The 12,876-nt window shown below is 74.0% G+C and carries 8 protein-coding genes; 6 read left to right on the forward strand and 2 right to left on the reverse strand.

Translation table 11 applies throughout. The annotated features are described in order from the left end of the window. Positions 1-36: 36 nt before the first annotated feature. Positions 37-2,850 carry a protein kinase domain-containing protein gene (locus ACT2CW_RS04810; protein ID WP_445515595.1) on the reverse strand — a complete coding sequence of 938 codons (2,814 nt, stop codon included), beginning with the start codon at positions 2,848-2,850 and terminating at the stop codon, positions 37-39. Between the two features lie 410 nt (positions 2,851-3,260). Here ACT2CW_RS04810 and ACT2CW_RS04815 point away from each other — a divergent pair, with 410 nt between their 5' ends. From ACT2CW_RS04815 to ACT2CW_RS04825, 3 genes are all read left to right on the forward strand, one after another. Continuing rightward, positions 3,261-4,622 carry an aspartate aminotransferase family protein gene (locus ACT2CW_RS04815; protein ID WP_037953267.1) on the forward strand — a complete coding sequence of 454 codons (1,362 nt, stop codon included), beginning with the start codon at positions 3,261-3,263 and terminating at the stop codon, positions 4,620-4,622. Positions 4,623-4,809: 187 nt separating this feature from the next. Beyond that, positions 4,810-5,544, forward strand: a complete 735-nt coding sequence (locus ACT2CW_RS04820; protein WP_445515596.1) for a GntR family transcriptional regulator — start codon at positions 4,810-4,812, stop codon at positions 5,542-5,544. A gap of 142 nt (positions 5,545-5,686) precedes the next feature. Continuing rightward, positions 5,687-6,337 carry a hypothetical protein gene (locus ACT2CW_RS04825; protein ID WP_037953270.1) on the forward strand — a complete coding sequence of 217 codons (651 nt, stop codon included), beginning with the start codon at positions 5,687-5,689 and terminating at the stop codon, positions 6,335-6,337. 79 nt (positions 6,338-6,416) lie between these two features. Here the strand turns inward: ACT2CW_RS04825 and ACT2CW_RS04830 are convergent, their stop codons facing one another. Next, entirely contained in the window at positions 6,417-7,151 is a 735-nt protein-coding gene (locus ACT2CW_RS04830; protein WP_182472157.1) for an SLATT domain-containing protein, read from the reverse strand. A gap of 338 nt (positions 7,152-7,489) precedes the next feature. On the opposite strand from ACT2CW_RS04830, the gene purD reads away from it, so the two are divergent. The 3 genes from purD (at position 7,490) to ACT2CW_RS04845 (ending at position 12,772) form a co-directional block, all read left to right on the forward strand. After that, positions 7,490-8,755, forward strand: a complete 1,266-nt coding sequence (gene purD, locus ACT2CW_RS04835) for a phosphoribosylamine--glycine ligase (RefSeq protein WP_414080788.1) — start codon at positions 7,490-7,492, stop codon at positions 8,753-8,755. 325 nt (positions 8,756-9,080) lie between these two features. Further along, a complete protein-coding gene (locus ACT2CW_RS04840) occupies positions 9,081-10,943 on the forward strand; it encodes a hypothetical protein (RefSeq protein WP_445515597.1) in 1,863 nt (620 codons plus the stop codon). 329 nt (positions 10,944-11,272) lie between these two features. Further along, a complete protein-coding gene (locus ACT2CW_RS04845) occupies positions 11,273-12,772 on the forward strand; it encodes a N,N-dimethylformamidase beta subunit family domain-containing protein (RefSeq protein ID WP_164432629.1) in 1,500 nt (499 codons plus the stop codon). The last annotated feature ends 104 nt before the right edge of the window (positions 12,773-12,876 follow it).

Consider the following 12,876-nt stretch of genomic DNA (forward strand, 5'->3'; position numbering starts at 1 on the left):
GTCCCTGTGCCGATAGTCCCTCTGCCGATCGGCCGATCAGTCGAGGCGGGTGAACGTCTGTGTCATCGTCTCATCGCTGTAATCGTCCGGGTCGTCATATTCGACACGCAGCTTGTCATGTCCGGAAGATGTGAACGTGAGTGACGTGCCGGGGCCGCAGAGATTCTTGGGGGTGCCCCCGGTGAACTTGGAGGGGCTGACGACCAGTCCCTTCTCCACCGAGGCCAGGATCCGGTCACCCTCGCAGTGGTACTTCTTGCTGTCCGCGACCTCCTGAGCCACCACGGAGCCGATCGCGCCCTGCTTGATGGTGATCTTCAACGTGGCGTCGGGCTTCCCGAACGCGTCCTTGGCCAGCCACGTGCCCACGTATTCGGCGGGGATCGGCTTGCCGCCGCTCTTGGAGGGGCGCAGCGTCGCCTCGGAGGAGCCGTCCGTGGTGCTCCAGGCGAGGGTGCCGTCGTTGCCCAGCCGCAGCGTCTGCTCGCCGACCGCGCTGCAACTGTCCTCGGGGATGCTGGTGGCCACCTCCTCGTCCTCGATGAGGAGCAGGCTGTCCACCGACTTCAGCTTGGCGGAGTCCTGGCAGAACGAGTCCGAGTCGGAGGTCAGGGTCTCGGCGACGACCGAGCCGACCGGCCCCTGCGAGAGCACGACCCGGCGGATCTTGCCGGTCGACTCGCCGCTCTCCTTGATCTCGCCCTCCCAGGCGCCCAGGTACTCGGTGGGCACGTCGCCCGACGTCTCAAGCTTGGTGGCGGACGGATCGGGGCCGCCCGAACCCCCGGCGGAGCCCTTGGAGTTGCCGCCGCCTGATCCGCCCGATCCGCCCGGGTTGGGCGGGGTGTGGGTCATCTTGTCGTAGTCGGTCTTGGCCCGGTCGCCCTTGTCGTCGTTCCCCTTGACGATGACGAGCGCGGTGACCCCGGCGATGAGGGCTGTGGCGACGGCGGCGGACACGACGATGAGCGTCTTACGGCGCCGTCGGTTCGGCTGCGGGGACGTCTGCGGCGAGCCGCCCCCGGGCTCGCTCGGCGCCCCTGGCCCACTTGGTCCGCTTGGCCCGCCTGGCCCGCCGAATCCGGCGGAAGGCGACCCGGCCGCCCCGAACGAGGTGACCGCGGGCGGCCCAAAGCCATGCGACGGCGCCGGTGGCTCGCCCTCCGCCCCCGCCTGCGGCCCCTGCGGGGGCGCGGCGTGCGACGGGTAGCCGTACGCCCCGGGAACGTAGGGCCCGCCGGAACCGGGCGAGTTGGGCCCGGCGCCACCGGGGCCCGCCTGCGACGGGGCGACGTTTCCGGGCGCGCCGTGGCCGGGCGCGGCGGCGTGCGGGGTGCCCGCGTGCGGTCCGGCGGTGGGTCCGCCGGGTGTTGCGTGCGGGGCGCCGTGGCTCGGTTCGGCCTGTCCCGCGCCTGTCTGAGGCGCGGCGGACGGGCCGCCGGGTGTGGCCTCGCCCGATGCATTGGCGGCGCCGCCGGGTGCGTTGGGTGTGGCGGCGGAGGCCCCCGCCGCCTCGGCCTGCGGGGTGCCCGTCGATGGCGTGGCGCCCTGTGACCCCGCTGCCGCCCCGCCATGCCCTGGGGCGGCTGCCTCGGGTGCGCGGCGCGGGTCGGCCGACGGGGTGGCGCCTGCCGGGGGCCCGGCGGCCGGGTCGGGTTTGCCCTGGTCCTCGCCCGTCCGCGGCGCGGCCGGGTCCCCGCCCGGCGCCGCACCCGCCGAGGGCGGAGTCGACGGAGCCGGGGGGAGCGGGGCCGCCGAGGGACGCGGTGGGGTGGTCGGTGGCGGGGGTGTGGGGGGTTCCGCCGGGGCCAGGGGGTACGACGTGGCCGACGGCGGCGCGGCGGGCGGCGGCGGTACGGAGGAACCGGTCGCCCCGGCGACGGGCGGGACGGCGGGGCCCGCCCCGGCCACCGGCGGTACGGCCGGGCGCGCGGGCACCCCAGGCCCGGCGGGCGTCTCCACCTCCAGCAACTGCACCGCGTGCCGCCCGAGCTGGGCGACGAGCGTGCCCGGCAGCCAGGGCTCGCCGTCGTCGTCCGCCCCGGCCGTACGCTCCAGCAGCGCCTCCAGCGAGGGCCGGTCGTCCGGGGCCTTCTTCAGGCAGTCGACGACGAGGTCCCGCAGACCCTCCGGGAGCCCCTCCAGGTCCGGCTCCTCCTGGGCGATGCGGTACATCACCGCGTGCACCCCGCTGTCGGCGGTGCCGAAGGGCTGACGTCCGGTCGCCGCGTAGGCGAGCACCGAGCCGAGGCAGAAGACGTCGCTGGCGGGGGTGACCCGCTCGCCGCGCACCTGCTCGGGCGACATGAAACCGGGCGACCCGACGACGGCGCCGCTGCGCGTGAGGAGGCCGTCGGTGACGGTCTCCAGGGCCCGCGCGATACCGAAGTCGATGACGCGCGGACCGTCGATGGTGACCAGGACGTTGGACGGTTTGAGGTCGCGGTGGACCAGACCGGCGTCGTGGATGTCGTGGAGCGCCTGCGTCAGGCCGTGCGCCAGGATGCGGACGGTCCGCTCGGGCAGCCGGCCCGACTCGGCGACGATCGCGTGCAGGGAGGGACCGGCGATGTAGCCGGTGGCGACCCATGGGGTGGCGGCCTCGGTGTCGGCGTCCAGCACCGGCGCGGTCCAAGCGCCCCCGACCCGCTGGGCGGCCCGCACCTCCTGTTTGAACCGCCGCCGGAATTCGGCCTGTTGGGCGAGCTCGGTCTGGACGAGCTTCACCGCCACCGTGCGCCCGCGTGATGAATGAGCCAGGAACACCCGGCCCATGCCACCCGCGCCAAGGCGCCGGAGCAGCCGGTACTCACCGATCCAGCGAGGGTCCTCGGCCCCCAGGTCTTCCATGCGTCGATCGTCCCTTCCCCGTGAATCCCCCTGATCAGCCCCCCGGAGAGAATAAGGGCGGCTGAGAGCGAAGTGGACGACGCGGACGATCCGTTATCGGTTCCGTATCCGTCCTGTGTCACTCCTGAGCCGGAGGCCTGTGTCACTCGCGAGCCGGAGACCTGTCTCACCCCCGAGCCGGGGAACGGAATCCCGGGAGCTCCGAGCGGACCGCCGAGGGCGAAATCCGGACAGCCGCGCCCCGCCCACCGGCGACGGCCACAGGCTCTCGGCCGCCCCCCGGCCACCCCCGCCGCCCGGCAGGATGTCGGCGTACGCCCCGAAACCCGGACAGGCTGTCGGTGCCGGGCGCGGGGCCCGGGTCCGTACGCTGGTGCCGCCCCGACCCGCGAGCGATCCGAGGTACGAACGTGTCCGTGCAGCCCAGCCCCGACCACGCGGCCGGCGCCGCCGTCAAGGCCGCCGACCGTGCGCATGTCTTCCACTCCTGGTCCGCGCAGGGCCTGATCGACCCCCTCGCCGTCGCGGGCGCCGAAGGCTCGTACTTCTGGGACTACGACGGCAACCGCTACCTGGACTTCTCCTGCCAGCTGGTGAACACCAACATCGGCCACCAGCACCCCAAGGTCGTCGCCGCGATCCAGGAGCAGGCCGCGAAGCTGTGCACCATCGCGCCGGGGTTCGCCGTGGACGTGCGGTCCGAGGCGGCGCGGCTGGTGGCCGAGCGCACCCCCGGCGACCTCGACAAGATCTTCTTCACCAACGGCGGCGCCGAGGCGGTGGAGAACGCGGTCCGCATGGCCCGGCTCCACACCGGCCGTGCCAAGGTGCTCTCCGCCTACCGCTCGTACCACGGCGCCACCGCCGCCGCGATCAACCTCACCGGCGACCCCCGCCGCTGGCCCTCCGACACCGCCTCGGCGGGCGTGGTGCACTTCTGGGCGCCGTTCCTCTACCGCTCGCCCTTCCACGCCGACAGCGAGCCGCAGGAGTGCGAGCGCGCGCTGCGCCACCTCGAGGACACCATCGCCTTCGAGGGCCCGCAGACCATCGCCGCGATCATCCTGGAGACCATCCCCGGCACCGCCGGGATCATGGTCCCGCCGCCCGGCTATCTGGCCGGGGTCCGGGAGATCTGCGACCGCTACGGCATCGTGTTCATCCTGGACGAGGTCATGGCGGGCTTCGGCCGCACCGGCCACTGGTTCGCGGCCGACCACTTCGGTGTCACCCCGGACCTGCTGACCTTCGCCAAGGGCGTCAACTCCGGCTATGTGCCGCTCGGTGGCGTCGCGATCTCCGCCGAGATCGCCGCGACCTTCGACCAGCGCCCCTACCCGGGCGGGCTCACCTACTCCGGCCACCCGCTGGCCTGCGCCTCGGCCGTCGCGACGATCAACGCGATGGCGGAGGAGGGGATCGTGGAGAACGCCGCCGCGATCGGCGAGAACGTGATCGGCCCCGCGCTGCGGGAGATCGCCGAGCGCCACCCCTCGGTCGGCGAGGTGCGCGGCCTCGGTGTCTTCTGGGCGCTGGACCTGGTCAAGGACAAGGAGACCCGCGAACCGCTCGTGCCGTACAACGCGGGCGGAGCGGACAACCAGCCGATGGCCGACTTCGCGGCGGCCTGCAAGCGCGGCGGTCTGTGGCCCTTCGTGAACATGAACCGCACCCATGTCGTGCCGCCGTGCACGGTCACCGAGGCCGAGGCCAAGGAGGGTCTGGCGATCCTGGACGAGGCGCTGAACGCGGCCGACGCGCATACGGCGTAGCCGCTGCCGGTACCGGCTTCCCGGCGCCGCCCGTTTGCCTCCTGGTAGGCGCCCGACCGGCACCCGACGGCTGCCCGGTGTAGACCACCGCCGCACTCTGCGTGTTCCGCGCAACGGCCCTCGCATATCGTGATGCGAGGGCCGTCCGCTTTCTTGTACCGACGGCCGTGGAAGGAGACGGTCCTCGATGCCCGTGCCCGGCACCAGCCCGGTCAAGCGGAACACCCTGCGGCAGCAGATCGCCGACGCGCTCTGTGACGAGGTGCTCGCGGGCAGGCTCCCTGCGGGGCGCCAGTTCACCGTCAAGGAGATCGCCCAGCAGTACGGCGTCTCCGCGACCCCCGTCCGGGAGGCGCTGCTCGACCTGTGCTCCCAGGGGCTGCTCGATGTCGAGGAGCACCGGGGCTTCAAGGTCCACGAGTTCACCATCGACGACTTCCGGCACATGGTGGACGCCCGCACGATGGTGGTGGAGGGCGTCTTCCGGCACTACGTCGAGCAGACGCTGAACAGCATGACCACGCAGGCGCTGGCCTCGGTGCGGCGCCGGGCCGAGGAGGCCGAGCGGGCCGCCCGCTCCGGCGACCTGGACATCCTCATCGGCTACGACCTGCGCTTCTGGCGGGAGATCTGCGGGCTGGTCGGCAATCCGTACGTCTCGGACTTCCTCCAGCGGCTGCGGGTGCAGACCTGGGTGTTCACGGTGCCGTACCTGCGCCGCGTACCCGATCTGCGGGGTCTGCTGTGGACGGGGCACTGCGAGCTCACGGCGGCGGTCACCCGTGGGGATCCCCATGACTCGGAGCGGCTCATAGCGGCGTACAACACGCATTTCCGTGCGCTGATCGAGCGGTTGGTGGCGGGGGAGGAGACCCGCTCGCGGAACGGCGCGGGGGCCGAGCCGGAAGTCAACTCCCCCTGATCTCCTTCTGAACTCTTCGCGAACTCCACCTGGTCCATGGGCCCCGCACCCCCAGGGCCCGCGTCCTGCACTCTTCGCGCCGCGTACGTGGGGCATTACGCTGGGCCGACCATCGACCGTACGGATACGAGAGTGAGATCGCGTGGCATGTGACCTCTGGTTGGTCCCCCTCGTCGATGTGCTGTGCCACAGCCCCGACAACCCCTTCGCCGAAGAGATCGCCGCGTACGACAAGGCGCTCGGTGATGCCGGTCTGCCGCCCGTGCCCGTCTTCAGTTATATGCCGGGTCTTTCCGGGGATGTCGCCCCGGTGGCCGGTTTCGACTACGACGCGCTGCACTTCCTCCGCCGCGCCTATCTGCTCCAGCTGTGCGGACTCGCGGTGACGCCGGTGGACGAACTCGGCGGGGACTACGAGCAGTTGCTGGAGATGTTCGAGCCCACGGCCCAGCAGTCGCATCTGGTGTGGCACTACGACCACGCGGGCGCGTATGTCCCCGTCGACTTCCAGAGCCCGCTGTCCAACGACGAACTCCTCGAGGGCGGCGGCCCGTTGGGCTCCAGCCATGGGCTGCTGCGCGAACTGGAGGCGGTCGCCCCGGCGCTCGGCATCGACCCGTCCAACCCCCCGGCCGCCCCCGCGCCCCCGGCGCGCCCCACGAGCCTGGAGGAGCCGGCGGCGTCGGTCCCGTACGAGGACAGCCCCTTCGCGCGGGAGCGCCATGTGTGGCTGGGGCTGCACGCGGCGGCGACGCGCAGCCTGGGTCAGGGTTCGATGATTGTCTTCAGCTGACCACCGGGCTGGCCGCCGCCCTGGCCGCCGGGGCTGACTACCGACCTGACCGCCGTCCCGGGAGGCCCCGCGGCCGTCGTCAGCGGGGCGGCTCGGGAGGACGCTGCCGCGGCATATTGGGCCGGGCGGGGCCCGGCGGCAGCGGAAAGCGGCTCGCGGGGCTCCCGCTGTCCGGACGGGGGCCCTGAGCCATCAGCGACTGCGTGACCAGCGGCGCGGAACCGGATCCGAAGTCCACCATCCAGCCCGCCGTCTCGGCCCGCACCAGCTCCGACACGTCCTCGCAGAACCGCCGCAGCACCGAGAGACACCGCTCCACGGCCTCGCTCGCGGTGCCCTCGGTCGGACCCAGCACCTCCCGCACGCTCTCCGACGCCCAGTCGAACTGCAACGCCTCCAGCCGCCGCTGCACCGCCTGCGCCGTGGCCATGTCCCGCATCCAGCCGGACGTCAGCCCGAAGAACCGGTCGCCGCCGACGCACGCGACCGCCAGCAGCAGCGCCAGCGCGCCCCACCCGGCGCCGCCGTCCAGCGTCCCGTTCAGATCCAGCAGCGGCAGTACGGCCCCCACGACCCCCGCCACCGCGGCCCCCACCCGCAGCACCCGGGCGGCCCGCCGCTTCCACACCCGGTCGGCGAGGTACCACCCGGCGACCTCCAGCGCGCCCTCCTCGACCCACTGGTACAGCTCGTCGAGCCGCTCCGCGGGCTCCCCCCAGTCGCCCTGCGGGAAGGGTCGGCCGAGCAGGTCACCCTGGTTCCTCGCACCCTCCTGCCGAGGGAGCCCCTCGGGCTGCATCTCCGGCTGACTCACCGTGCGACTCCCTCTGCGGCGGTGTCTCTCCTGCGCGCGGCTGACGCGCGACCACCATTCCTACCGCCGAACGGCTGGCCACGATGACCCGATCACCGGATTTCAGCCCATAAGGGCTGCCCCATCGGGTATAGGGCCGCCCACTCCTCACCCAAAAGAGTGCCCCCGCTCACGGCGCAGGGGCTCGCACGGGGATCCGGACCGGACCGCGCCGGACCGCGCCGGGACGCCCTCGAACCGCCCTCGGACCGCCCTCAGGCCGCCCGTAGGCCGCCCCCGGACCCCGCCGCGGCCCCCGCCGCACAGCGCCCGCCGCCCCAGGCAATAGGCTGCCTACCGTGAAGGTCCTCGTCATCGGCGGCGGCGCCCGCGAACATGCCCTGTGCCGCGCTCTCTCCCTCGACCCCGACGTCACCGCACTGCACTGCGCCCCCGGCAACGCCGGCATCGCCGAGGTGGCCGAGCTGCACGCGGTCGACGCGCTCGACGGTGCCGCCGTCGCCGACCTCGCCGCCTCCCTGGGGGCGGGCCTGGTGGTCGTGGGGCCGGAGGCCCCCCTCGTGGCGGGGGTGGCCGACGCCGTGCGCGAGCGCGGGATCCCGGCCTTCGGGCCGTCCGCGGAGGCCGCGCGGCTGGAGGGCTCCAAGGCGTTCGCCAAGGACGTGATGGCGGCGGCGGGCGTGCCCACCGCCCGCGCCTATGTATGCACCAACCCCGCCGAGGTCGACGAGGCGCTGGACGCCTTCGGTCCCCCGTACGTCGTCAAGGACGACGGCCTCGCCGCGGGCAAGGGCGTCGTGGTGACCGAGGACGTCGAGGCCGCCCGCGCGCACGCGCTGGCCTGCGGCCGGGTGGTGATCGAGGAGTTCCTGGACGGCCCGGAGGTCTCCCTCTTCGCGATCACCGACGGCGAGACCGTGGTCCCGCTCCAGCCCGCCCAGGACTTCAAGCGCGCCTACGACGGCGACGAGGGCCCGAACACCGGCGGCATGGGCGCGTACTCCCCGCTGCCCTGGGCGGACCCCGCCCTGGTGGACGAGGTCGTGGCCACGGTCTGCCAGCCCACCGTCGACGAGCTGCGCCGCCGCGGCACGCCCTTCTCCGGGCTGCTGTACGCGGGCCTGGCGATCACCTCGCGGGGCGTGCGCGTGATCGAGTTCAACGCGCGCTTCGGCGACCCGGAGACCCAGGTGGTCCTCGCCCGGCTGAAGACCCCGCTGGCCGCGGTGCTGCTCGCCGCCGCCACCGGCCGTCTGGAGGCCGAGCCGCCGCTGCGCTGGAGCGACGGTGCCGCCGTCACCGTGGTCCTCGCCTCGCACAACTACCCGGGCACCCCCCGCACCGGCGACCCGATCACCGGGCTGGACGAGGTGGCCGAGAAGGACGGCCCCAAGGCGTACGTCCTGCACGCGGGCACCAAGCGGGACGGCGCGTCCGGTGAGGTGGTGAGCGCGGGCGGCCGGGTGCTCTCCGTCACCGCGACCGGCTCCGACCTGGCGAAGGCGCGCGAACGGGCGTACCGCGCGGTGGGCCGGATCGGCCTGGAGGGCTCCCACCACCGCTCCGACATCGCGGCGAAGGCGGCCGCCGAAGCGGATGCGTAAGCGGCACCGGGGACGGCTGTAAGAAGTGTCTCAACCAGGGGCTCAAGGGTGTCAGTGAACGGTTCGGAAGGCCGCTTCCGCCTGTTCACACGGGGCCCGGCGTCGCCATCGCGAAGTTCCCGGTTTTACCCAAGGCCATTCCATTGGGTGAGCGGTTCCGCATCCTGCTGACGCGCGCCCGGCCCCCAACTAGTGTGCCGCTCAGGCGAGGTGCGGCAACTGGCCCACCGGCATTGCGGAGTCGGCGGCCGGTGCGACAGTGGGTGGGGAGAAAACAACGCCGCCGTCGTCCGCTGTTCAAACACCGGCCGGACAGTAGGGGGTGATGAGAACCGTGGCAGGTCCCGAAGCAGGTGCCCTGGAGGCGCGTGCCCGCGCCCTCGCGGTACTGCGCATCCGGAGCACCGCGCTCGCGGTCGCACTCCTCCCGGCCGCCGCCGCCGTGGTGCTGCTGGCCGGAAGCGCCACCGGCAGCATCGGCGGCTCCCAGGACGAGGGCTGGACGGCGCTGCGCTGGGTGGTGACCGGGTGCGCCCTGGTGGTCCTGCTGCTGGCGGCGGCCGTGGCCGCCGTGGTCGTCCGGGCCAGGCCCGCGCTCACCCCGACGGTGCCCGTCGCCGAGGAGACCGCGCCCGACCTCTACCAGCTGATCCGCGAGCTGGCCGAGCGTCTTGAGGTCCCGGCGCCCTCGGCCATAGCGCTCACCCCCGACTGCGACAGCTGGCTTGAGGACCGTACGCATCCGGCGCACGCCAACCGGCGGGAGCGCCGGGACCGCGGCGCCCTCGCGGTCGAGGAGCCCCGCCCGGTGCGCGGCGCCGGAGGGCCCGGCCCGGCGGCGGGCGCCGACCGGGTCGTGGACCGCCCCGAGCGGGGCGTCCCGCGGGCGCCGGTGCTGGTGATCGGCTCGCCGTTCCTGTGGTGGATGCGGGTGGCCGAGCTGCGCGCGCTGCTCGCCCCGGTGGTCGCGGGCACCGGCCCGTCCGTCCACCCCGACATAGCCTCCGCCCGCCGCTTCGTGCGCGGTCTCGACGCCGCCGTGGCGGTCGCGGCCCGGGGCGGCGAGCCGTCGTCCGGGCCCGCGCCCGCCCTGGTGGCGGCGGTGCGCCGGCCCGCCTTCGCCTTCGTCGGCTGGGTCGCCCGGCTGCTGCTGCGCGGCTGCCGGGACCACGCGGCCGAGATGGAGCGCGCGGTCGCCGCGGCCGCCTCCGAGCGCGCCCAGACGGTGGACTACGGGCTGCGGATCGTCGCCCAGGAGCAGGTGGGCCTCGCCTACGCGGGCTGGGACCGGCTGCTGACCCGGGTCGCGCTGCCCGCCTGGCGGATGGGCCGCTGGCCCTCCCGGCTGGACGCGGGCGTGGTCTCGGCGCTCACCGAGCTCTCCCGCCGGGACCGGCTCGCCGAGGGGTTCACCTCCCGGCTGAGCGAGCGCCCGGCCTGCGACCTGCTGGAGGAGCCCGGGGCGATGGACGAGGCCACCTCGCTGCTCGCCGCCCGCCTCTTCCACGGCGGCCCGCCGGAGCCGGGCCCCGACTGGTCCCCGGTCGACTGGGGCGCGTATCCGGAGGAGGTCGTGGACCGCAAGTGGCGGCAGGAGGCCGCCCGGCTCAACCGGCTCCTGGACGAGCGGGACGACGCCCATGAGCCCGTTGGCGCCGCCCCCGCCCCGGCCCGCGCGAACGGGCCCGCCCCGGCCACCCTGGCCCGCGTCATCGACCGGCTCACCGCCGCCCCGGCCGGTCCCGCCGACTCCGCAGACTCCACAGACGGCGGCGCCCCCCGCCTCGCCGCCCGGCTCAGCGTCGAGGTGGCCCGGGAGGAGGCCGCCGCCACCCGGGCGCACGGCCAGGGCCCCGCGGTGGGGGCCGAGGGGCCCGCGGGCGGCTCCGGCGGCGACCCGTGGATCGACGGTTTCGCCCCGGCGTTCCCGCTCCAGCCGCCCCGCACCGGCCGGGAGCTGCTCGCCGACCATGTCACCGCCATGGTCTGCTGCGCCGCCGTGGACACCGCGGGCGCGGCCCCCGGCCTCGACTGGCTGGACGGGCCGGCACTGCTCGTCGGCGGGCGGCGGCGGGCCGATCTGGCGCATCCGGTGCTGAGCCTGGTGGAGGACGGGGACGACGGGCCGCTGCGCGCCTGGCTCGGCGAGGTGGGGGTCCGCCCGGAGAAGCCCGTCCGGCTGGTGTAGCGGCAGCGGCTGATGTGGGGGCTGCGGCTGATGTAGGGGCTGCGGCTGATGTGGGGGCGCGAACCCCCGCCGAATACCGCTCCTATGTCCACCCTTGTCGCGCGTTCGGTGCCTGTTCCGGCAATTTAGCGACTATCGGTGACGGAGTAGGTGCGTAATGTGATGTGCTTGGACCGGTCGCTGTCGCCCGGCCCAGGAGTTCCGGCCCAACCGGCCCGAACCGCAGGACCGGCCCCCGCAGCCCGGCCCACAAGGCCGGACCCGCGGCGGCGCGGTGCGCGAGGACAGCGAGGCGAGGCGCCGCCGGGTACGCAGGGAGGGGAGCAGTTGTGGGGACGGACCAGATCCGGCGCTGGGAGTCGGGAGCGCTCGCTCACGCGGTGACGGATCCTTTCGGCCAGGGCCCGCTGCCCTGGCTGCGCGACAGTGAGAACTACTTCGACGACACCGGCCGGGTGGTCCCGTGGTACGTCGACCACGTCCATCTCTCCGGCGCCGACGCCCGGGCCACCGAGCGGATCGGCGCGAGGGGCCCCGCCAGGATCCCCGGCCCCCGCACCGCCGACGATGTCCACCGGCAGATCAAGGGCTTCCCCTCCAGCTCCGCGGCGGCCCCCGGCGAGGCCATCGACTTCCGGATCACGGTGGACCCGCCCCAGCAGTTCAGCGTGGACATCTACCGCATCGGCTACTACGACGGCACCGGCGCACTGAAGATCACCACCAGCCCCCGGCTGTCCGGGATCGTCCAGCCGCCCCCGCTCACCGCCGACCGCACCGTCTCCTGCCACCACTGGTGGCTGTCCTGGCGGATGCAGATCCCCTCGTACTGGAAGCTCGGCGCGTATGTCGCGGTGCTGACCACCCTGGACGGCTACCGCAGCCACATCCCCTTCACCGTCCGCGACAGCCGCCCCGCCGATCTTCTCCTCGTCCTCCCGGACCTCACCTGGCAGGCGTACAACCTCTACCCGGAGGACGGCCGGACCGGCGCCAGCCTCTACCACGCCTGGGACGAGCGGGGAAAGCTGCTGGGCGAGTCGGAGGCGGCCACCACGGTCTCCTTCGACCGGCCGTACGCGGGCGCCGGACTGCCCCTCCATGTGGGGCACGCCTACGACTTCATCCGCTGGGCCGAGCGCTACGGCTACGACCTCGCCTACGCCGAGATGCGCGACCTGCACGCGGGCAGCGTCGACCCCACCCGCTACCGGGGGCTGGTCTTCCCCGGCCATGACGAGTACTGGTCGGCGCCGATGCGCCGCACCGTGGAGGCGGCCCGCGACAGCGGCACCTCGCTGGTCTTCCTCTCCGCGAACACCATGTACTGGCAGGTCGAGCTCGCCGCCTCGCCCTCCGGCCCGGCCCGGCTGCTGACCTGCCGCAAGCGCCGCGGCCCCGGCCGCTCGGCCCTCTGGCGCGAGACCGCGCCCGAGCAGCAGCTCATCGGCATCCAGTACGCGGGCCGGGTGCCCGAGCCGAGCCCGCTGATCGTGCGCAACGCTCGCCACTGGCTGTGGGAGGCCACGGGCGCGGAGGAGGGCGACGAGCTCCCCGGCCTGGTCGCCGGCGAGGCCGACCGCTACTTCCCCCGCACCGCCCTCCCCGACCACCTCCGCCGCATCCTCCTGGCCCACTCCCCGTACGAGGACACGGAGGGCACCATCCGCCACCAGGAAACGTCCCTGTACCGGGCCCCGAGCGGCGCGCTGGTCTTCGCGTCCGGGACATTCGCGTGGTCGCCCGCGCTGGACCGCCCAGGTCATACGGATGAGCGGGTGCAGCGGGCCACGGCGAATCTGCTGGACCGGATCTGCAAACGCGGCTGACGGACCTTGCCGCCCACGGCGGGGAGGGGGGAGCAGCCCGCCGGAGGTGTCACGGTCCGTCGGGTGCCGTTTGGCGCCCGTGGCCGGTGCGGGGCTTCCCCCCG

Source organism: Streptomyces sp. NEAU-174 (assembly GCF_052665095.1).